We start from the raw sequence: 19,299 nt of genomic DNA on the forward strand, positions 1-19,299 counted from the left end.
GATTCTAGCTCGCACGGAGACCCGGCATTTTCAAGGGCAACGGTGTCTCGCGCTCTTGAGCCGGACAAAGCCGACCAGGATCAGCCGCCGATCTTGCCGCCGCCCTTCTTGGTGATAGCCACAACGGATGGCCGGGGCGGCATGCCGTCCTGGAAGTCCGGCCAGCGGGTCGCGGGGTTAGCAAAGCTGGCTTCCTTGCTGCAGTCGAACTTGGAGTCGGTGCGGCCGTCGCAATAGCCCTTCATGCCGTCGGCACCCGGGTGCTGCACCGAGACGAACAGCGTCTCGCCGTCCGGTGTGAAACAGGGCCCGCACAGTTCGGCGCCGACGGGGACCCGGAAGAACATGCGTGGCGTCCCACGCCGGATGCCGTGTGTCTCCAGGGCGTAGAGCCCGTCCGCGCGCATGGTCTGCTGCCAATACCGGCCTTGGTCCGTGGCAATCCACAGCCGGCCCTGGCAGTCCACCGTGGCGTTGTCGGGCGAGACGAACCAGCTGTTTTTGGATGTGGCGGCATTCCAATACGCGCCGAGCTCCACGCGATCGGGGTCGCCGCACCGGACCAGGATGTCCCAGGTGAAGCGATCGGCGCCGAAATCCGCGTTGTCGGGAATGATTTCGATGACGTGGCCGAACCGGTTGTTCGCGCGGGGATTGGCGCGATTGACGGTCGAAGCGTTGCGTTCGACGTTGTTGGTCAGCATGACGTAGACGCGCCCCGTCTTCTCGTTGGGCTGCACGTCTTCGGGCCGGTCCATCTTTGTGGCCTCGACCTGATCCGCGGCCAGGCGGGCGTCGATCAGGATGTCGGCTTGGCTGCAGAACCAGCCATTGCCACTTTGACGGTCGCCGCCGCAATTCTGGGGGGTGAGGGCGATCCACTCACCGGTGCCGTCGTCATTGAATTTCGCAACGGAAAGCGTGCCCGCCGAGAGCAGCGCCATGTTCTCCGCCTTCTTGGACTCGTCGTCGATAAACGTCCCATCGCTGACGAAGCGATAGACGTACTCGTTCTTGGCATCGTCGCCGGTGAAAACGACCGCCTTGTTGTCATTGCTGAGGACGGTTTCGGCTCCCTCGTGGAAGAAGCGCCCGAGTGCGGTGTGCTTCACCGGCTTGGAGTTCTTGTCGTATGGGTCGAATTCCACGATCCAGCCGAAGCGGTTGGGCTCGTTCGGTTCCTCGTCGACATTGAAGTGGGCGTACTTCCGGCCCCATGGGGTGCCCCGCTTGGGAACCTGGTAGCGCCTGTAATTTGCCGGATAGTCCGTGTGCTCGCCTTCGATGCGCGCATCGCGGTTGGCGTCTTTCTTCCCGGTCCAGAACAGGTAATGGAAATTTTCTTCTGCGGTCAGATAGGTTCCCCAGGGCGTCTTGCCGCCAGCGCAGTTCGCGACCGTGCCGCGCAAATCGCGTCCGTCGGGGTCGTCCTTGGTGCGGAGCCTTTTTAGCGCTTTCTCGTCGTCCGCGACCGGACCATCCAGCGCCATCGGTTCGTTGGCGGTGATGCGCCGGTTCAGGGGACTGCCGTAGACGACCGTCCACTTGCCGTCGAGCTTCTTGATCTCGACGACGCTCACGCCCAAAGCAGCCATTTCGACGTCCACCATATCGTCGTCGACGGAGTCGCGGTTGGTGTCGTCTTTCAGGCTCTTGACGTTCGGGAACATGTGCGTCGCCTCGGCATATTCGTGGTTGACGCACAACAGTCCGTGCTCGCTGCTTCCGTCGATCGGGAAGTAGGCAATGTAATCGTTGTTGTAGCCGAACCGGTCGCTTTGCTCCGCCCCCGACTGCTTCAACGGCTCGAATGGAGCGTCCTCCTTCGGCTTGCCGAGATGATCGCCCCAGCTGAGGAGAACGAGCGCGTCGTACCCTTCCGCGAGATGATGATTTTCGTCGGCACCGGCCTTGATCTCGTCGAAGGCGAAGCTGGGGGGCGTGAACGTATCGGCTTGGGCCTCCGCCACACAGTCTGTCTTCGGAGCGGCGAGGACGGCCGGGCCGAACAGCGCAGTCGCGGCGGTAACGCCGAGCGCGCCTTTGACAAGGCCGCGCCGGTCGTACCGGCGAGCGATGACGTCGCCGATCGTGTCTCCCTCCGAGGGACTGACCGGCGTATCGTCGATCGCCTCCATGGCGGCGGCCCAATCTTCATCGTCGCGGGGGTCGGACATCGTTGGCCCTCAAACTTGTTCGTCTCAGCGGGCAACATCTTGCGCGCGCAATGTTACAGTTTTTCAACTGTCCGTAGTCAGATGATTGCCGCGCGAACCTTCGCCGAAACCCATTCCGACACGGCGACTGTGGCCAGAATAACGATGAAGATGACGGTGACCTCGGCCCAGGCGAGGCGTGCCAGCGACGATTGCAACTGCAGCCCGATGCCGCCCGCGCCCACGAGCCCGAGGATCGTGGATTCCCGGATGTTGATATCCCAGCGGAACACGGAGATGCCGGCGAACGCCGGTGCGATCTGGGGCCACACGGCATAATCCATGATCTGCCGGCCCGAGGCGCCGGTCGCGCGCACGGCTTCCACCTGGGTCTCGTCGATCTCCTCGATGGCCTCGTAGAGCAGCTTGCCGATAAAGCCGATCGACCGCAGGGCGATGGCGATGATGCCGGCAAGCAGGCCCGGTCCGATGATCGCGACCAGCAGCAGCGCCCAGATCAGCGAATTGATGGACCGCGAGGCGACGATGATCAGCAGCGCGAGCGGGCGGAGCAGGGCCGCGCTCGGTGTCGTGTTGCGGGCGGCGAGAAAGGCAACCGGCGTCGCCAGCACGATCCCGAGCCCTGTCCCCAGCGTGGCGATATTGATCGTATCCCACAGAGGCCCCCAAAGGCGCTCGAGATAGGACCAGCGGGGCGGCCAGGCGCGCGAGAGCAGGTCGGCGGCTTGCCGTGGGGCGTCCTCCACGAACAGCCAGATCGTGTTCTTGTTCATGATCTGCCAGCTGAGAACGAACAGGACGGCGAGTGCGAGCCAGCCAAACCAGATGGCCCATTGGGTGAGGGGTGTGCGGCGCTGCCACAAGAGTTGGCCGTTGTGTGTGGTCACCGGCATCACTGCACCCATTTGCGCAGATGGCTGGATGCATACTCGGCCACGAGCACCACGGCGATGATCATGAGCAGGATCGCGCCGGCGGTGTCGTAGTCGTAGCGCGACATGGCCGTGTTGAGCGTGGCGCCGATGCCGCCCGCGCCGACGATGCCGATCACCGCGCTCTCGCGGAAATTGATGTCAAGCCGATAGAGCGAGAGGCCGATCAGGCGCGGCATGACCTGAGGCTGAATGCCGTAGTTGATGACCTGCCACCACGATGCGCCGGTCGCGCGGATGGCTTCGGCCTGCGCCTCCTGGATATCCTCGATGTCTTCGGCGAGGAGCTTCGCCATGAAGCCGATCGTGGCGAAGGAGAGGGTGAGGAATCCTGCAAACGGCCCGAAGCCGAACATGGCGACGAACAGAATGGCGATGATGATTTCTTGGAAGGCCCGCGAGAGCGCGATGATGGACCGGCACACCGCATAGACGGGCAGGGGCGCGATGTTGCGCGCGGCGCCGAGCCCGATGGGAATGGAGATGAGGCAGCCGACCACGGTGGAGGTCACCGTCATGGTCAGGCTCTCCTCCATCCCCTGCCAGATATCGCGCGAGCGCGAGGTGAAATCGGGCGTGAAAAAGCCCTCGAGGACGCGCCACCCGTTACTGACGCCGTCGAGCACGCGCTGCCAATTGACGTCCAGCGTCGACAAGGCAGCGATCAGATACAGACCCAAGCCGAGATAGAGCCCCCAGCGGAGCCACGCATTGCGGATGAGCGGAGGTCGGGACCAGCCGGCGGACGGCGCGGCGGGCCTCATGTGAGCCCGGCCATACGTTCTTCGAGGGGCTGCCGGTCCTCATGTGCATCCGGTGTGTCCGCCGCTTCGTCGTCTGTATGGATCTGCGTCCAGTCTTCTTCCCCGTAGATTTCGGTGAGCACCGCGCGATCCAGTTTCGCAGGAAGGCCGTCGAACACGATCTCGCCCGCGCGCAGACCAATGATGCGGTCGGCGAACATCTTGGCGAGCGGCACGTCGTGCATGCTGATGATCGCCGGCAGGCCGCGCTCGCGGCAGACCTCGCAGATCAGGCGCATGATCTGGCGCGCGGTCTTGGGATCGAGCGAGGCCGTCGGTTCGTCGACGAGAAGAAGAGCAGGGTCCTGCTCGAGCGCCCGGGCGATACCCACCCGCTGCCGCTGACCGCCGGACATGTCGCTTGCCCGCTTGTCGACGTGTTCGGCGAGCCCTACGCGATCCAGAAGGGCGAAGGCCTTGTCCACGTCGCTTTGCGGAAAGCGCCGGAGGAACGAGCGCCAGAAGGAAACGTAGCCGAGGCGGCCGGACAGGACGTTCTCCATCACGGTCAGGCGCTCCACGAGCGCGTATTCCTGGAAGATCATGCCCATGAGCCGCCGGGCGCGGCGCAGGCCTCTTCCGCCGAGCCGCGTGATGTCGGTGCCGTTCAGTTCGACGCTGCCGTTCGTCGGTTTGACGAGGCGGTTGATGCAGCGGATGAGCGTGGATTTGCCGGAGCCGGATGGTCCGATCAGGGCGACGACCTGGCCCGCGGGAACCTCGAAGGCGACGCCGCGCAGCGCCTCATCGCCGCCCTTGTACCGTTTTGAAAGTGAGGAAACGCGCAGCATATCGTGTCCGGGCGACGCCTGTCGGGCCGTGGGTGGCGGGCATCGTATGAGAAAGGCGGGAGCCGCGCAAAGACGCACCTACGCCCTGCCGTGACGGCCAAAACTAGTTGCAGGTATAGGTGACGCCGTTGGCGTCGTCGATCTGGCGAATGACGGCCCAGTCGTCCTTGAATGTGATCGGGATGAACTTGGTGTCTCCGGATTTGGAGAACTCTTCCAGCAGCTTGGTGCCTTTCCAATCGAAGGAGAAGAAGGCTTCTTTGATCTTCTCCTGAAGCTCCGGCGTGAGGTTGTAGGCCACGCCGAAACCGGTCGTGGGGAAGGTCTGCGAGGTGTAGATGGTCTTGAGCTGGTCTTCCGTGACGAGGCCGCGGTCGATCATCCGGGCTTTGACCGAGTTCGCCACCGCGGCCGCGTCGTAGTCCTTATGGGCCACGCCCAAGATCGAGTTGTCGTGCGCGCCGGAGAAGCGGGGGGTGAAGTCCTCGTCGCGCTCCAGGCCGAATTCGGATTTCAGCAGCGCGGACGGCGCCTTGAAGCCGGAGTTGGACGTCTCGGCGGTGAAGGCGAGCACGCGTCCTTTCAGGTCCTCGGGTTTCTCGATGCCCGAACCCGGATAGGTGATGATCTCCATCTCATATCCGAAAGTGCCGTCGTCGCTCGCCATCATGGTGAAGGGGCGAAACCCCGCACAGGCCACCGCAAGCGGATTGGAGCCGGTGTTGACGCCCGCAATGTGCAGACGCCCGGCCCGCATGGCTTCGATCTGCGCCGCGTTGGACTGCACCGGAAAGAACTGCACGGGCTTGCCGGTGACCTCGGACAAATGATCGAGGAACTCCTTCCACATGTCCACGTAGACAGCCGGATCCTCCACCGGCGTATAGGCGAAAATCAGCGTCGACGGATCGACCTGGTCCGCGGGCTCGGCCGGGATGTCGGCGATCAGGTCGCCGTCGGTGTCCTGATAACGGCTGTCGAGCTGGAAAGCCGCACTGGCCGGCAGGCACAAAACCGCCGTAAGGATCAGCGAAACGAGAATTCGCATCTTCATGGGAGCCGTCCTTCGGTTTCCGTCCGCAGATCCCCGCGCGCTCGATGGTTTGGCGCGGCAGCGGGACTTATAGACACACGCGATGGCTGACGCTAATGGGCCGTCGTGACAAATTTGCGAAGAGGAGAGAGCCGTGGCCGAACGCCCCCCTGTCTGTGATTTTGGTTGGAAGGCCCCTGGTTTCTCCCTGGTCGGCATCGACGGCAAAACCTATACGCTCGACCAGCTGAAGGGGTCGAAGGGAACGCTCGTCGCCTTCATCTGCAATCACTGTCCCTACGTCATCGCCGTGATCGACCGCATCGTGCGCGACGCGCGCGACCTCGAAGCGCTCGGCGTGAACACGGTGGCGATCTGTTCGAACGACGCGACGACCCATCCCGACGATTCATACGACAACATGAAGCGCTTCGCCGCCCAGCATGGGTTCACCTTCCCCTATCTCCACGACGAGAGCCAAGAGGTCGCGCATGCCTATGACGCGATGTGCACGCCCGACTTTTTCGGCTTCAACGCCGATCTCGAATTGCAGTATCGCGGCAGATTGGATGCAAGCGGCCGCGATCCTGCGGGCCCCGACGTCAGGCGGGAGATGTTCGACGCCATGAAAAAGATCGCGGAAACCGGCCGCGGACCGGAGGATCAGACCGCCTCAATTGGGTGCTCGATCAAGTGGAAAGCGGCCTGAGGCCGCCGTCGCGATTAACCAGCACTTAAGCGTATCGCTTTCCCGTTTCTTTACTTGCGGGTCCCTAAAATTCGTCTCGAATTTAGAGGATCTCGAGCGCCATGCTGATGCGTTACGCAGCAATTGCCGGGGCAGCCGCCGCCACACTGTTTGGCGCCATTAATTTTGGCGCTGCAGACGCGGACGTGATGCTTGTCGACGCGGGGCATAGTGGGCTCGGCGCCAACGTGCCCGTGTGGGTCCTCGTCATGGTTGTGGGGGCAGCGGTTTATTCGATTTGCCGCGAGGCCACTGTCAGCGTGCCGCCGGCGATTGAAGCTTGGGCCGGCGAAAACAAGACGTGGCTGATCGCGGGGTCGGCACTTCTGGTTCTGGCGGCTTACGCACTGGCGTAGGCGCTCGAACGCGGAATGGCATGAATCAGTTTGGGGGAGCCTGGTAGGAACCGAATGGTTTTCGCATCCGACGGGGGAATGCGGAAGAAAAAGGCCAGAGGTTCCACAAGGCCGGGCGAAGAGAAGGGGGCGTCCGCATTTCGCGGCCGCCCCCGATTTCGTTTGGAGCGTCTTGTGCCGGGCTGCGGCTAGACGCTGTAGTACATGTCGTACTCGACCGGGTGGGGCATCATCTCGAAGCGCTCCACCTCTTCCATCTTCAGCTCGAGATACGCATCGATCGCATCGTCGGTGAACACGTTGCCCTTCTTGAGGAAGGCGCGGTCCGCATCCAACGACTCGCACGCTTCGCGCAGCGAGCCGCTTACGGTCGGAACCTTCTCGAGCTCTTCCGGCGGAAGATCGTAGAGGTTCTTGTCGATTGCCGAGCCCGGGTCGAGCTTGTTCTCGATGCCGTCGAGGCCAGCCATCAGCATGGCCGAGAAGGCAAGGTAGGGGTTGGCGGTCGGATCGGGGAAACGGACCTCGATGCGCTTGGACTTCGGACCCGTGCCGAGCGGAATGCGGCACGATGCGGAGCGGTTGCGCGAGGAGTAGGCCAGGAGCACCGGCGCCTCATAGCCCGGGACCAGCCGCTTGTAGGAGTTGGTGCTGGGGTTGGTATAGGCGTTCAGCGCCTTCGCGTGCTTCAGGATGCCCGCGATGTAGTGCAGGGCCGTGTCCGACAGATCGGCGTATTTGTCGCCCGCGAAGGTCGGGCCGCCGTCCTTCCAGATCGACTGGTGCACATGCATGCCCGAGCCGTTATCGCCGAAGACCGGCTTCGGCATGAAGGTGGCGGTCTTGCCGTAGACGTGGGCCACGTTGTGGATCACGTATTTGTAGATCTGCATGGCATCGCCGGTCTGGATGATGGGGCCGAACTTGATGCCGAGTTCGTGCTGGGCCGCGCCCACCTCGTGGTGGTGCTTCTCGGTGACGACACCCATCTCCGCCATGACGGAAAGCATCTCCGAACGCAGATCCTGTGCGGAGTCGACCGGCGGCACCGGGAAATAGCCGCCCTTCATGCGCGGACGGTGGCCGAGATTACCCATCTCGTATTCCGTGCCGGAATTTGTCGGCAGTTCCGTCGAGTCGACCCGGAAACCGCAATTGTACGGCTCGGCCGAGAAGCGCACGTCGTCGAACACGAAGAACTCGGCCTCGGGGCCGAACACCGCCGTGTCGCCCACGCCGGTCTGCTGCATGTACGCCTGGGCCTTGCCGGCGATGCCGCGCGGATCGCGCTCGTAGGGCTCGTTGGTCAGCGGCTCGAGAACGTCACAGAAGACGGCGAGCGTGCTCTGCGCGAAGAAGGGATCGATGACTGCCGAATTGCAGTCCGGCATCAGCTTCATGTCCGACTCGTTGATCGCCTTCCACCCGGCAATCGAGGAGCCGTCGAACATCACGCCTTCAGCGAACGCTTCCTCGTCCATGAGGCCCGCATCCATTGTGACGTGCTGCATCTTCCCCCTGGGATCGGTGAAGCGTAGGTCGACGAATTTAATCTCTTCGTCCTTGATCTTTTTGGCGGTGCTACTTGCGTCTGCCATTTTCTCTCCCTTCCACAGATTACACCCTCACACTGTACCGAGGCGGCGATAGGTTGCTCCAGTTATGTGAAAGTTATGAGTGAAATGGGGCGGATGGGCCAGTCTAATTGCGACTAGATGGCATCGTCCCCAGTCTCGCCGGTGCGGATGCGCACGGCCTCCTCGACCTGGGAGACAAAGATCTTTCCATCGCCGATGCGGCCGGTCTTTGCCGACGACACGATGGCGTCGACAGCCTTGTCGACCATGTTGTCCACTAGCACGAGCTCGAGTTTCACTTTTGGCAGGAAATCCACCACGTATTCGGCGCCGCGATAGAGTTCGGTGTGGCCCTTCTGGCGGCCGAAGCCCTTTGCTTCAGTGACGGTAATGCCCTGAAGACCGATCTCTTGAAGAGCCTCCTTCACTTCATCAAGCTTGAACGGCTTGATGATCGCTTCGATCTTTTTCATTCTCCGTAATACCTCCCAGTCTAAAGTTGCAGCGCCTCGCCGCGTAGTGCGCCGCTATGCAATCGTAGTCAGGACCAAGCCTTAGCACACCCTATGCCAATCTAATGGGCGGACGATTTACACGTAGAATCATTATCTTAGAGGATTTACGCAAAATGTGGAGGCGAAGCGGTCGGAGTTGGTGGCGACGCAATAGGCAGTACGCATAAAAACTAGGCAGATGCAACGGTCCCCAAGACTTCACCAGCCACCGACTTGGTGTTTCGAAGCTCTCATCCCTTAGGCAGGACGATGCTGGAACTCTTAACCGCGAAAGAAATGGGCCATGCGGACAAACTCGCTATAGAAGGCGGGGTTGCCGGCGCTGTCCTCATGGAGAATGCGGGGCGAAGTGTCGCCGATGAGGTCTCGCTACGGTTTCCCGACGCCACGACGGTCGCGATACTTTGCGGACCCGGCAACAACGGCGGTGATGGCTTTGTCGCGGCGCGCCAGCTTTTGGAGCGCGGCTATTTCGTTCGCCTCGGCTTCGATGGCGATCCGAGCAAGCTGCCGGCAGACGCAGCCGCCATGGCGGCGCGCTACACGGGCGCCGTTCACCCTCTCGAGCCTGTGCTGTTCGACGGCGCGGATGTCATCGTCGATGGCTTGTTCGGCGCGGGCCTCGCACGTCCCATCGAAGGCAAGTTTGCCGTCCTCATCGATGCGGCGAATGCAAGTGGGATCCCGATCATCGCCATCGACGTTCCGAGCGGCGTTGACGGCTCCACCGGCTTGATCCTGGGGACGGCCATACGTGCTTTGAGCTCGGTCACCTTCTTCCGATTCAAGCCTGGGCATTTCCTGATGCCAGGTCATCTGCATTGCGGCGAGCTCCACCTTGCCGATATCGGCATCCCCGACGAGGTGCTCGAGACGGTGAAGCCGGCGCTTTACGCCAACGAGCCGGGCTTATGGCTCGATCGCTATCCGTGGCCGACGGTCCTGGGCCACAAATATCTGCGGGGCCACGCAGTCGTGGCTTCGGGGCCGGCCGATGCGACAGGGGCGGCACGACTAGCTGCGCGCAGCGCCCTGCGGGCGGGGGCAGGGCTTGTGACGGTCGCGTCGCCCCGCAACGCCCTGGCCGTGAACGCGGCACAACTGACCGCGGTAATGCTTCGGGAGGCGGACGGTCCCCAGGGACTCGCGGCGCTCCTGGCCGACACCCGCAAGAACGCCTTTCTGATCGGTCCCGGCCACGGTGTGGACGAGGACACGCGGCAGATGGTGTTGACGGCCTTGCAGGCCGAACCGGCTGTCGTGCTCGATGCCGACGCGCTCACGTCCTTCGCAGAGAACCCTGAAGAGCTATTCGACGCCATTCGAGCGCGAAAAGCGCCGGTCGTCATGACGCCCCATGCGGGCGAGTTCGCGCGGCTCTTCGGCGATGTGCCGGGAGCCTCGAAGGTCGACCGGACACGGACCGCCGCGTCGCGCTCCGGTGCCACCGTCGTCTTGAAAGGACCCGACACCGTGATCGCGGCGCCCGATGGCCGCGCCGCCATCGACACCAACGGCACGCCGTGGCTCGCCACGGCAGGCTCGGGCGATGCGATGGCCGGGATGGTGCTCGCCATGCTGGCGCAGGGCCTTGGTGGCTTCGACGCGGGGTGTATCGCTGTTTGGATGCATGGGCAGGCGGCGAAACTCTTCGGGCCAGGCCTGATCGCGGAGGATCTGCCCGAGCTGATCCCCGAAGTCCTTGAGGAGCTTGAGGAATATGGAAGCGACGGTTGAGGCCCCGAGGCGCGGTTTTCGCGACCGTTTGTTGACACACTCGGCGGTTATGAGGGACATCTAGACAAGGCACCGCATCGCGTTGTGCCGTCGGGGTTCACCGAACCGCTCTAGCGAAGGATCGCTCACGATCATGGGCCGCAACCGCCCCACAAAGAGCCGTCTACGCACAAAGACACTTCTCCTCGGCGCCGCCTTGGCCGCGGCTTCGGCCGGCACGGCCGTTGCTGCCGATCAGGTCCTGCTGCGCGCGCGGGAAGGCGCGGCTGCCATGCTCCGTGGACAGTACGACCGGGCGGTGACGCTTTACGACGAGGCCGTCGGCACGCCGGACGTGTCCAAGTTCGTCCTGGCCAGCATCTATAGCGATCGCGGTGTCGCCAAATGGCGCATGAAGCAGACGAAAGAAGCGATCGACGATTTCAACGAATCCATCCAGCTCGCGCCCGACAACGCCATTGTCTACAACAACCGAGGCAATGCGTTGATGGACCTCGGTCATCCGGAAGAGGCCATCAAGGATTTCGACCGCGCGATCGTGCTGGATCCCAATTACGGAGCGGCCTTCAACAATCGCGGCAATGCCTACGCCGCGCTGCAGAACTACGACGCGGCCTTTCAGTCCTTCCGCAAGGCCACGGCGCTGCTATCGAGAACCGCAGCGCCCTATAACGGCCGGGGACGCGCTCACATGGAGCGGGACCGGTACCACGCCGCGCTGCGCGACCTCGACCGTTCGATCAAGATTGATCCCAAGCTGGCGGCGGCTTACCGCAATCGTGCGGCGGTCAATTTCGAGCTGGGTAATTATGCCGCCGCCGCCGAGGATGCGACGGAGGCTCTCGATCTCGAGCCCGAGCAAGACAAGGCCAAGCTCTTCATGCTGAGGGCGCGCGCGTACGCGGCGCAGAACAGCTTCCGGGAGGGCATTGCCGATTTCGATCGCGTTCTCGACCTCGAGCCGGAAAAGGTCGATGCCTTCATGGAGCGCGGCGAGCTACTCGCCAAGAACAAGCGCTACGATGCGGCCATCGGGGACTTCACGAAAGTCCTCGAATTGGAGCCGAAGAACGCCAAGGCCTATGCTTTGCGCGGCGAGACCAAGCTCTATGACCGGAAGCCGGACGAAGGGTACATCGACGTCAACATCGCACTCATCCTGGAGCCGAACGACCCGCAGGCGCTTCGCATAAGAGGCGACATCTTCCGCGAGCAGAACCGAACCGAGAATGCGGTCGCCGACTATCAGAAGGCAGCGTCGTTGGATCCATTCGACGATGAGGCGCGGGCCGCTCTGGAACGGCTTAAGGCGCCGGTTCCCCCCGACACCAGGAAGGCCTTGGGCGAGCCCGTCGCCGGCTGGATCATCACCGAGAAGTCTCCGGGGCGTTACGTGGCGACGAACGCCGACTATCGCGGCGTTACCGTACCCATGGAGATGTTCGGTGCAGGAAAGCCGAAGCTTCTGGCTTGGGACAAACTCAAGGGCGCCCAGTCGAACGTAGGGCTTCTGCGATACGACGCGGGGACACCGACCGGCGATGGCAGCTTCGAGTATGTCGCCGTCATCGACACAAGGAAGCAGGAGGTCCTGGCGATCGAGCCCGAGCGATGGGGCGACAAAGCGGCGACTTGGACATGGCAGACGGCCTCGCTTTCGGTCACGGACCCGGACGGGAATGTCAGCGAAGTGGCGTTGCGGCCGGAACGGACCCGGAGCGCGCCGGTGGCCCGGCGCCGGCGCGACGACGGCGTGGCTTCTTTGGGTTCGCACAACAGCAACCCCAGCGTCAGCAGCCTCGCCAGCGTGGCGCGCCACAGAGGTGGGCAAGGCGGGAGCCCGCTCGACTGGTTGTTCCGTTAATGGGCCGGCATACGTGCTGGCAGAGCGGCGCTTTCCGGGATAACACGTCAAGGATGACTCACTTTCTTGCCAGCGTCCGGAACGCGGCGGAGGCCGAACGCGTCCTCGCCGCGGGTGCCGATATCGTAGACCTCAAGGAGCCCGATGAAGGGGCGCTTGGCGCCGTCGCGCCAAGCGTGATCCGCGACTGCCTGAGAACGATCGGCGGCCGCAAGCCTGTCAGCGCGACCGTGGGCGATCTGCCAATGAACCCGGCAGCCGTCGCGGAGGCCGTGGCAGCAACCGCCGAGCTTGGCGTGGATACGGTCAAACTCGGGATTGCGGCGGAGGGCGATCCATGGGGCTGTTTCGATGCGCTGCGGAGCCTCAGCGCGCCAGCGGATTTGGTCCTGGTTTTCTTCGCCGATGTGCCGTCCGACGTTGACCCGACCGAAGCAGCCAAGGCGAGCGGCGCGTGCGGGGTGATGCTGGACACGGCCGGAAAGGGACGCGGATCGCTGACCGATCATATGACGTTGGACGAGATCGGGCGCTTCGTGGACCGGGCGCGCCAAGCGGAATTGCAGGTGGGTCTCGCCGGCTCGCTGCGGGCCCACCATGTACTGCCGCTGCTTGCGCTACGGCCTGACGTCATCGGCTTTCGAGGGGCTCTGTGCGAGCAGGGTGCGCGCGGTTTCAACCTCGATCCCAAAGCTTGCGCCGAGATCGGCCGGCTCGTGGCTGCCGGGCGCACGGCCCCGGAAGCCCGTTTCGAGGCGCGCCCAACCTCCGCGGTGTGCAGCATCAGCTCAGCCCGGCCGGGAGAGCTGGGCGGCGGCGAGGAGGAGACCGGAGCGCAGAATGGAACGAAGATTGGGACATGTGAGCACGGCGAGCGCCACCGGCGAGCCCTTGACCGTATTTTCGTGCACGACTACGTGCTCGAAGTGGAAATCGGCGTCCACCACAATGAGAAGGGTGTCACCCAGCGCGTCCGCTTTTCGGTCGACATCGACATCGCGTCGGATCCCACGACTCTCGACGACGATATCGACCGGACCCTGGACTACGACTACGTCATCAACGGCATCAAGGCGATCATCTCTGGCGGTCACATCAATCTCGTCGAGACTCTCGCCGAGGACGTCGCCCAGCATTGCATCTCTCATCCGCGTGCGGAGCGTGTGGAAGTGATGATCGAGAAACTCGACAAGGACCCGGGCGCGGTGGGCGTTCAGATCGTCCGGAGCAAGCAGGAGACCTAGACATGCGCGCAGCATTGCAGGCCTCCGCGACGGCTCTTCAGCCGACCGATTTGCCGCTGGCTGTGGTGAAGCTAGGCGGCAGCATCGTGCGTGGCGGCACGCTCGCTGGCTGGCTCGATGTCATCTCGGATGCGCAGCGTCCAATTGTTCTCGTTCCTGGCGGGGGCGCCCTGGCCGACGAAGTCCGGCATTGCCAGCGCCAATTGGGATTTGGGGATTCCACAGCCCACCGCATGGCGCTGTTGGCCATGGATCAGCTTGCCTGGGCGATCGCCGGCATGACACCGGGCTACGAGGTCGGCACGACGATCGAAGATCTCCGCAGCATCCATGAGCGCGGGCTGGTTGCCGTTTGGGCGCCGTCGGCCTTTCTCGCGGATCGGACGGATGTCGAAGCCACCTGGCGGTTGACCTCCGATAGCCTTGCGCTGTGGCTCGCGGGAAAACTCGGCGCTGCCTCGTGCTGTGTCGTGAAGTCGGCTCCGATTGCGCGTCGGCCGCTTAGTGCAGATGCGCTCCGCCATGACGGCGTTGTCGACGAGGCCTTTCCGGCCATGCTTCGCGAGACCGGCGTCTCCGCTGCGATGTTCGGACAAGGCGACGAGGGAGGTCTCGCCGCCTATCTTGCAGGCGAGAGCCCGGCGCCAAATCCGGTCACCGCGTGAGCGAGCCAGGCATGGCCGAAAAGATCCTGTTTGTGACCGGGCATCTCGCGAAACCGCGCTTGAAAGCGGTTCTCGAAGGCATGGATGCCGAGTTCGAGTGGCGCGTCGAGGATATCGGCGTCAAGGTCGCCGCGCTCATGACCGAAGACATCATCATGCGGCGTCTGGAAGATGCGCGGGGCGCCGACAAGATTTTGTTGCCGGGCCGCTGCCGGGGCGACCTGGAAAAGCTCTCCGCTCATTACGGCGTACCTGTCGAGCGCGGGCCAGACGAGGTGAAGGACATCCCGGTCTTTTTCGGCCGGGCGCGCCGGGCCTCCGACATGTCGAAATACGACATCAACATCTTCGCCGAGATCATCGATGCCACGGAAATGAGCGTCGAGGACATCCTCGCTCGTGCAGAGGACTACAGTTATCGCGGCGCGGACGTGATCGATCTCGGCTGTCTGCCGGATACGCCGTTCCCGCATCTCGAAGACACGGTGAAGGCGCTCAAGAAATATGGCTACAAGGTCAGCGTGGACTCGGCCGATCCCGACGAGCTCCTGCGTGGCGGACAAGCAGGGGCCGACTACCTGCTCAGTCTCGACGAGACGCGGCTGTACATCGCCGACGAGGTCTCATCAGTCCCCGTCCTGATCCCCGCAACTCATGGGGATATGGACTCTCTCTATCGTGCCATGGCGGTTCTGGATGAGAAGGGGCTGCCTTATCTCGCCGATCCGGTGCTCGACCCCATCAATTTCGGCTTCATGACCTCGCTGGGGCGCTATGCGCAATTGCGGCGTGAGCGGCCCGATGTGGACATCCTGCTAGGCACCGGCAATCTCACCGAACTCACCGAGGCCGACACCACGGGGATCACCGCGACGCTGATCGGCATTGCTTCGGAGCTGAACATCAAGAACGTGCTCGTGGTGCAGGTGAGCCCCCATACGCGTCGGACCTATGAGGAGCACGACGCGGCGCGGCGCTTGATGTTCGCCTCGCGCGCCGACGGCGAGTTGCCGAAGGGCTACACGGACGAGCTGCTGGGCCTGCACGCGAAGCGGCCGTTTCCGCTAACACCGGAGGAGATCGCCGAGAACGCGGCCGCCGTGCGGGACAGGAACTTCCGCATCGAGGTCGCCGAGGATGGCGTGCACATCTACAACCGCGATGGTCACCACGTGGCCGAGGACATCTTCGAGTTCTTTCCCAAACTTGACCTTGAGGGCGACGCGGGGCACGCCTTCTATTTGGCAGCCGAGCTGGCCAAGGCGGAGATCGCCTGGCGTCTCGGCAAGCGCTATGCCCAAGACGAGCCGCTCGATTGGGGCGTGGCCGCGGACAAGCCGAGTGATGACAGAACGCGCCTCAAAGAGGCGGGCCATACGCTGGCCATGAAGAAGAAACGGGAGGAGTCGTGATGTCGCTCGAGGTGCCGGCATGCCCATGATTCGCGAATGTATCGTCACCACGCTGAGCGACGAGGGGAAACTCCACATCGCGCCGCTCGGAATCATCGAGACGGGGAAGGGTGGGTCATTGCACCGTTCCGGCCCTCCACGACCCTCGACAATCTGAGGGCAACCCCCTTCGCCGTCGCGAGCTTCACCGACGATGTCTTGGTCTTTGCCGGCTGCCTCACCGGCAACAAGGACTGGCCGACACGGCCCGCCAGGCACATTCCGGGGGCATTCCTGGAAAACGCGCTGGCTCATCTCGAGCTCGCGGTGGAGCACGTGGAGGAGGACGACCTGCGCCCGCGCTTCCATTGCCGGATTGTGTACGAAGGCAATCACGAGCCGTTCAAGGGCTTCAACCGGGCGCAAGCCGCGGTGATCGAAACGGCTATCTTGGCCACCCGTCTCAAAATGCTGCCGCGGGAAAAGATCGAGACCGAACTGGCCTATCACCAGATCGCCGTCGAGAAGACGGCAGGGCCCCGCGAGCACGAAGCCTGGCGCATCCTCGTCGAGAAGATCGAGGACTTCTACAAGCACACTGAAACGGGCGACTAGGTCGCCTCGACCTCGGCGGCCATCGAAGTGAGTTTCGCAACGGTGTTCATGTTGCGCGCCGTGCCGTGAGCGGCGGCGGGTACCTTGAGTTTCGAGCGTCCCATACCGTCGGGGTAGTGGATGTAGATCTCGCGCTTCCCGAGGTGCAGGGCCTCGTTCTTCTGGCCGGACACAGCGTCTATGTCCCGCGCATTGGGTGCATCATCGAGGAAGAGGACCATGACCTTGTTTGACGATGCACCGGGGAAGGGGTTGTCCGCCAAGATCGCGGATAGCTCGTCCACGGTTCGCACCAGAACGGCGACGGGCTTGTCCGCATAGGCCTGAAGTGCCTCTTCGAGCTTGGCCTTCACGTCGGCCTCCTTGGCATCGCTCGAAAAGACGACATTGCCGGAGGCGATATAGGTGCGTGGGGAGGATAAACCTGCGCGTTCACACATCGTCACGAGATCGCGCATCGGCAACTTGCCGGTGCCGCCGACATTGACGGCGCGGAGCAGGGCGGCGAACGCTGTCATTGTCGCCGCCCTCTCTGAGCTTTAGGCGCGCGCCTTGGCCGGTTCGGTGAGGTACGAATTCACCGACGACAGCAACAGGTGATAGCGCGATCGACGATCTCTTCGAGCGACTGCGTGCGCGCGAAGATATTGTTGGCCTTGGCCATGAGCTCCTCCCGCGTCGGCAACTGCGGGACGTGAATATTCGCCAAGGCGTCGTGGGTGCGATCCTGCGCACGCGCCAGGGCGTCACGTACGGCGTCGAGTTCGACGCCGTTCAATGTGTTCGAGAGGGTGCTCGCAATGCGGGCGGAATTGAAGTGACCGGCAAGCTGCTCGGCCGCGCGGTTGATGACGCCGACGCCCAATCCATGCTCGTTCCGCACGACCTTCTTCGGCGGCATGCGCAGATCCCAGACGAGACCGACCCAGGACAGCGCCTTGAGGATGTAATAGGTCGGATCCCATTCGTACCAGCGGAAGCCCTGCCGCACGCTGCTCTGGAACGCGTGGTGATTGTTGTGCCAGCCTTCGCCCATGGTGAAGATGGCCAGGAGCCAGTTGTTGCGGGAGTCGTCGCCGGTCACATAGCGCTTCTTGCCGTGCACATGGGCCAGCGAGTTGATGCAGAACGTGCCGTGATAGACGGCCACCGTGCTCCAGAAGAACCCGACGAACAGCCCCGGCCAGCCGGCGATTAGGAAGCAGATCACGGCCAAAGCGACGGCCGGAACGAGCGGATATTTGTCGAGCCAGCGAAGCTCCGGATAGCGCATCAGGTCGGCAACCTTCTCCTCGTCGAAGTCGTCATGCTGCCTTGCGAAGATCCAGCCGAGGTGGCTGTAGATGAAGCCTTGCTGACGCGGGGAGTGAGTGTCGAGTTCGGTGTCCGAATGCAGATGGTGGTGCCGGTGCTTGGCGGCCCACCACAGGACGCTCTTCTGTGCGGTGCTTTGACACAGAACGGCCAGAACGAACTGAAACGCCCGGCTCGTGGAATATGCCCGGTGGGAGAAGAGGCGGTGATAGCCTGCGCCGATGGCGAAGATGCGGATCCAATACAGGGAGATGCCCAGGATGGCAGCCTCCCAGGTCACGCCCGACCAAATGGCGCCGAAACAGGCAAGATGTACCAATAAAAAGGGAATCGCCGACGGGTAGACGATATCGTCATGCACGTCGACGGGCTGGGTCTCACTTGCCATATTCGTCATAAATCCTTTGCGGTTCAATTCACTAACAGCGCGAAATGGTATCCGAGACTTTGAGAATCAAAGCCTTGCGCTATCTCAATGTGGGAAATGTCGCGCCCTCAAGCAAGCTGTGCCACGGCGGCGGCCGGTGCGCAACGGGAGACCATCTCTCGGGCCTCGTCGTCACAAGGAGTGAGGTCGGCGAAATCCCGATAGGGGCGCCCCAGCCGGCCGGCGAGGGCGACCGCCAAAAACCGCCCGCATCCGGCCCCGACGACGGGTGCTTCGGGGCCGAGTTCCTCGCGTTCGATCACCGCACGGGCGTCGGCCTCGATCTGGTCCAGGAGGCGCCGGCCCAGGAAATGGGCCAGAGCCCTCCAGGCCACGATGTCGGCATCCTCGGCATCGCGCCCCAGCATTCGGGCCAGGCGCGCGGCGCTCTCTTCCAAGTCCTTGCCCCGGTTGTCGGCGGACGGGAAGGGGTCGGCGTCCTCCGGCAACTCGCCGGTGAGGCGATAGACGTCGGCCATGGTGGCGAAGCGTTCGGCCGCGAGACCTTGCATCCGGCCCTTGAACGGGGCCTGGGAAGCGATCGCCATCACCGGCGTGCGGACGACACCGCGATAGATGAGTTCGCCTTCCGTCAGGCGGTCGCCGTCGGTGCGGCCGGCGGCGCAAGGGCGGCCTTCTTTGAATGGAATGAGATCCGTGGTCGTCGTGCCGACATCGACCAGGAGGCCGCTGTCTTCGACAGTCGCGGCGAGGGCGGCGCCGGCATGCCAGTTTGCCGAGGCGACATTCTGCCAGCCGGTAATGGCGCCATGCGCGTCCACAAACCCGTCGAGACTGTAGAAGCGGACCCCATCGCCGACCGACTTGCGCATCAAGCCGACGAGATAGGCGACGCCCTCGTAGCGGCTGGCGAAGACGTCGGAGAGCTCGCCGGTCATGGTGACGGCGTGGCTGGCATCGCTCTCGCCGATCAGGCCGAGGGCTTCCTCGACGGCAAGATCGAACTTACGCGGCTCGGCGAGGGCAGGGCAGGGAATCTGCGTCACGGACGCCACCCGGCCGTCCTCGACGCGGGCCAGCTTCACGTTGACGCCGCCCAAATCCCACCCAAAACACATGGCCATTGAGACCCCATTTCCTCAGACGTGA

At 63.3% G+C, this 19,299-nt stretch carries 17 protein-coding genes and 1 pseudogene; 8 read left to right on the top strand and 10 right to left on the bottom strand.

The window, feature by feature from the left end; translation table 11 throughout:
- Positions 1-80 precede the first annotated feature (80 nt).
- The 5 genes from AUC70_RS13510 to phnD form a co-directional block, all read right to left on the bottom strand.
- Positions 81-2,177, bottom strand: a complete 2,097-nt coding sequence (locus tag AUC70_RS13510) for a PhoX family protein (protein WP_069445324.1) — start codon at positions 2,175-2,177, stop codon at positions 81-83.
- A gap of 77 nt (positions 2,178-2,254) precedes the next feature.
- A complete protein-coding gene (gene phnE / locus AUC70_RS13515; RefSeq protein ID WP_069445325.1) occupies positions 2,255-3,070 on the bottom strand; it encodes a phosphonate ABC transporter, permease protein PhnE in 816 nt (271 codons plus the stop codon).
- Positions 3,070-3,873: a phosphonate ABC transporter, permease protein PhnE gene (gene phnE / locus AUC70_RS13520; protein ID WP_069445326.1), complete on the bottom strand. Its 804-nt coding sequence runs from the start codon at positions 3,871-3,873 to the stop codon at positions 3,070-3,072. Before phnE (AUC70_RS13520) ends, phnE (AUC70_RS13515) begins: the two co-directional genes overlap by 1 nt.
- Positions 3,870-4,703 carry a phosphonate ABC transporter ATP-binding protein gene (gene phnC, locus AUC70_RS13525; RefSeq protein ID WP_069445327.1) on the bottom strand — a complete coding sequence of 278 codons (834 nt, stop codon included), beginning with the start codon at positions 4,701-4,703 and terminating at the stop codon, positions 3,870-3,872. Before phnC ends, phnE (AUC70_RS13520) begins: the two co-directional genes overlap by 4 nt.
- Positions 4,704-4,806: 103 nt before the next feature.
- Positions 4,807-5,751 carry a phosphate/phosphite/phosphonate ABC transporter substrate-binding protein gene (gene phnD, locus AUC70_RS13530; RefSeq protein ID WP_425283612.1) on the bottom strand — a complete coding sequence of 315 codons (945 nt, stop codon included), beginning with the start codon at positions 5,749-5,751 and terminating at the stop codon, positions 4,807-4,809.
- 139 nt (positions 5,752-5,890) lie between these two features.
- Between phnD and AUC70_RS13535 the strand changes: the two genes are divergently transcribed.
- Positions 5,891-6,445 carry a thioredoxin family protein gene (locus AUC70_RS13535; RefSeq protein ID WP_069445329.1) on the top strand — a complete coding sequence of 185 codons (555 nt, stop codon included), beginning with the start codon at positions 5,891-5,893 and terminating at the stop codon, positions 6,443-6,445.
- A 101-nt stretch (positions 6,446-6,546) separates the two neighbouring features.
- Positions 6,547-6,840 carry a hypothetical protein gene (locus AUC70_RS13540; protein ID WP_069445330.1) on the top strand — a complete coding sequence of 98 codons (294 nt, stop codon included), beginning with the start codon at positions 6,547-6,549 and terminating at the stop codon, positions 6,838-6,840.
- A 188-nt stretch (positions 6,841-7,028) separates the two neighbouring features.
- Here AUC70_RS13540 and glnA read toward each other — a convergent pair whose 3' ends face one another.
- Entirely contained in the window at positions 7,029-8,438 is a 1,410-nt protein-coding gene (glnA, locus tag AUC70_RS13545; protein WP_069445331.1) for a type I glutamate--ammonia ligase, read from the bottom strand.
- A 113-nt stretch (positions 8,439-8,551) separates the two neighbouring features.
- On the bottom strand, positions 8,552-8,890 hold the full coding sequence (locus AUC70_RS13550; RefSeq protein ID WP_045366679.1) for a P-II family nitrogen regulator: 339 nt from the start codon (positions 8,888-8,890) through the stop codon (positions 8,552-8,554).
- 291 nt (positions 8,891-9,181) lie between these two features.
- Here AUC70_RS13550 and AUC70_RS13555 point away from each other — a divergent pair, with 291 nt between their 5' ends.
- The 6 genes and pseudogenes from AUC70_RS13555 (at position 9,182) to AUC70_RS13580 (ending at position 16,448) form a co-directional block, all read left to right on the top strand.
- Entirely contained in the window at positions 9,182-10,669 is a 1,488-nt protein-coding gene (locus AUC70_RS13555; RefSeq protein WP_193427322.1) for an NAD(P)H-hydrate dehydratase, read from the top strand.
- A gap of 133 nt (positions 10,670-10,802) precedes the next feature.
- Entirely contained in the window at positions 10,803-12,533 is a 1,731-nt protein-coding gene (locus AUC70_RS13560; protein WP_069445332.1) for a tetratricopeptide repeat protein, read from the top strand.
- Positions 12,534-12,586: 53 nt separating this feature from the next.
- Positions 12,587-13,777 carry a (5-formylfuran-3-yl)methyl phosphate synthase gene (locus tag AUC70_RS13565; RefSeq protein WP_069445333.1) on the top strand — a complete coding sequence of 397 codons (1,191 nt, stop codon included), beginning with the start codon at positions 12,587-12,589 and terminating at the stop codon, positions 13,775-13,777.
- 2 nt (positions 13,778-13,779) lie between these two features.
- Positions 13,780-14,442 carry an amino acid kinase family protein gene (locus tag AUC70_RS13570; protein ID WP_069445334.1) on the top strand — a complete coding sequence of 221 codons (663 nt, stop codon included), beginning with the start codon at positions 13,780-13,782 and terminating at the stop codon, positions 14,440-14,442.
- 11 nt (positions 14,443-14,453) lie between these two features.
- On the top strand, positions 14,454-15,854 hold the full coding sequence (locus tag AUC70_RS13575) for a DUF6513 domain-containing protein (protein ID WP_069445512.1): 1,401 nt from the start codon (positions 14,454-14,456) through the stop codon (positions 15,852-15,854).
- Between the two features lie 19 nt (positions 15,855-15,873).
- Positions 15,874-16,448 (top strand): annotated as a pseudogene (locus AUC70_RS13580) (DUF447 domain-containing protein).
- Here the strand turns inward: AUC70_RS13580 and AUC70_RS13585 are convergent.
- The 3 genes from AUC70_RS13585 to AUC70_RS13595 form a co-directional block, all read right to left on the bottom strand.
- A complete protein-coding gene (locus AUC70_RS13585) occupies positions 16,445-16,966 on the bottom strand; it encodes a DUF1697 domain-containing protein (protein WP_069445335.1) in 522 nt (173 codons plus the stop codon). The pseudogene AUC70_RS13580 and the gene AUC70_RS13585 overlap by 4 nt on opposite strands.
- 59 nt (positions 16,967-17,025) lie before the next feature.
- Entirely contained in the window at positions 17,026-18,159 is a 1,134-nt protein-coding gene (locus AUC70_RS13590; RefSeq protein ID WP_244505633.1) for an acyl-CoA desaturase, read from the bottom strand.
- Positions 18,160-18,257: 98 nt separating this feature from the next.
- Entirely contained in the window at positions 18,258-19,274 is a 1,017-nt protein-coding gene (locus tag AUC70_RS13595) for a hydantoinase/oxoprolinase family protein (protein WP_069445336.1), read from the bottom strand.
- Between the last annotated feature and the right edge of the window lie 25 nt (positions 19,275-19,299).

It is taken from the genome of Methyloceanibacter stevinii, assembly GCF_001723355.1.
Taxonomy (GTDB): domain Bacteria; phylum Pseudomonadota; class Alphaproteobacteria; order Rhizobiales; family Methyloligellaceae; genus Methyloceanibacter; species Methyloceanibacter stevinii.

What these genes read in the sequence shown, in the direction of transcription:
- AUC70_RS13510 (WP_069445324.1), bottom strand. Translation starts at nt 2,177, where the DNA reads ATGTCCGACCCCCGCGACGATGAAGATTGGGCCGCCGCCATGGAGGCG.
- phnE (WP_069445325.1), bottom strand. Translation starts at nt 3,070, where the DNA reads ATGCCGGTGACCACACACAACGGCCAACTCTTGTGGCAGCGCCGCACA.
- phnE (WP_069445326.1), bottom strand. Translation starts at nt 3,873, where the DNA reads ATGAGGCCCGCCGCGCCGTCCGCCGGCTGGTCCCGACCTCCGCTCATC.
- phnC (WP_069445327.1), bottom strand. Translation starts at nt 4,703, where the DNA reads ATGCTGCGCGTTTCCTCACTTTCAAAACGGTACAAGGGCGGCGATGAG.
- phnD (WP_425283612.1), bottom strand. Translation starts at nt 5,751, where the DNA reads ATGCGAATTCTCGTTTCGCTGATCCTTACGGCGGTTTTGTGCCTGCCG.
- AUC70_RS13540 (WP_069445330.1), top strand. Translation starts at nt 6,547, where the DNA reads ATGCTGATGCGTTACGCAGCAATTGCCGGGGCAGCCGCCGCCACACTG.
- glnA (WP_069445331.1), bottom strand. Translation starts at nt 8,438, where the DNA reads ATGGCAGACGCAAGTAGCACCGCCAAAAAGATCAAGGACGAAGAGATT.
- AUC70_RS13550 (WP_045366679.1), bottom strand. Translation starts at nt 8,890, where the DNA reads ATGAAAAAGATCGAAGCGATCATCAAGCCGTTCAAGCTTGATGAAGTG.
- AUC70_RS13555 (WP_193427322.1), top strand. Translation starts at nt 9,182, where the DNA reads ATGCTGGAACTCTTAACCGCGAAAGAAATGGGCCATGCGGACAAACTC.
- AUC70_RS13560 (WP_069445332.1), top strand. Translation starts at nt 10,803, where the DNA reads ATGGGCCGCAACCGCCCCACAAAGAGCCGTCTACGCACAAAGACACTT.
- AUC70_RS13565 (WP_069445333.1), top strand. Translation starts at nt 12,587, where the DNA reads ATGACTCACTTTCTTGCCAGCGTCCGGAACGCGGCGGAGGCCGAACGC.
- AUC70_RS13570 (WP_069445334.1), top strand. Translation starts at nt 13,780, where the DNA reads ATGCGCGCAGCATTGCAGGCCTCCGCGACGGCTCTTCAGCCGACCGAT.
- AUC70_RS13575 (WP_069445512.1), top strand. Translation starts at nt 14,454, where the DNA reads ATGGCCGAAAAGATCCTGTTTGTGACCGGGCATCTCGCGAAACCGCGC.
- AUC70_RS13585 (WP_069445335.1), bottom strand. Translation starts at nt 16,966, where the DNA reads ATGACAGCGTTCGCCGCCCTGCTCCGCGCCGTCAATGTCGGCGGCACC.
- AUC70_RS13590 (WP_244505633.1), bottom strand. Translation starts at nt 18,159, where the DNA reads ATGACGAATATGGCAAGTGAGACCCAGCCCGTCGACGTGCATGACGAT.
- AUC70_RS13595 (WP_069445336.1), bottom strand. Translation starts at nt 19,274, where the DNA reads ATGGCCATGTGTTTTGGGTGGGATTTGGGCGGCGTCAACGTGAAGCTG.